The following is a 599-nucleotide window of genomic DNA, read 5'->3' as shown; positions in this document are numbered from 1 at the left end:
TTATCATTGGGTAACTGAGAATTGCCATCATAAGAGCGAGGGCCAGGGGCACTACGAGGTGAAACAATAAATGAAACTTCGTTTCTGTGAACAAGGGTATACGTATGCCAAATAATACCAATGGAATCGCAGAGAAAATGATTACTACTGTAAAAACCCCAAAGTATCTGTACGCAGATAGATCAGCGCAGACATAAAATACGAAATAAAAAATCATAGCTAAATGAATAAATGCAATCATATTGATCAGGTCATAAGCTGAAACTATAAATAAGTTAGCGCTTGTTTTCATAGTCAAGTTCGTAATAAGAATAATAGCTAGCGCGCCTCCAACTAAAACGAAAAGGCCTTTTTGTCCAAGCCAGTTCCACATGTCACAAATGAGGGACATTCTTGATCTCCAGAACGCCGGGCTATTCTTATCGGCTGCGCAATGCTTTTCCATAAATTATTTAGAATTGCGGTGGATTGCGCCATTATGGGGATTGCGGTGACAGTGCACTTTATTCATCTCTGAATTTCGGTGCCCGCTTGGCGGGTTTTAGATCGTGTCCGAAGGTGGCCTTCATTCTGTGAATACTATAATCAATTTTGCACCT

The 599-nt window shown here is 40.4% G+C and carries 1 protein-coding gene; it reads right to left on the bottom strand.

What is annotated here, in order from left to right:
* Window positions 1–373: hypothetical protein (locus GH736_RS24785; RefSeq protein WP_203230953.1), on the bottom strand; the 373-nt coding region annotated here is incomplete at its 3' end.
* Window positions 374–599 lie beyond the last annotated feature (226 nt).

The organism is Agromyces humi, assembly GCF_009720255.1.
In the GTDB taxonomy this organism is placed as follows: Bacteria; Actinomycetota; Actinomycetes; order Actinomycetales; family Microbacteriaceae; genus Agromyces; species Agromyces humi.
Note: the sequence above shows the minus strand (reverse complement) of the source record. Positions and strands in the feature narration are given on the sequence as shown.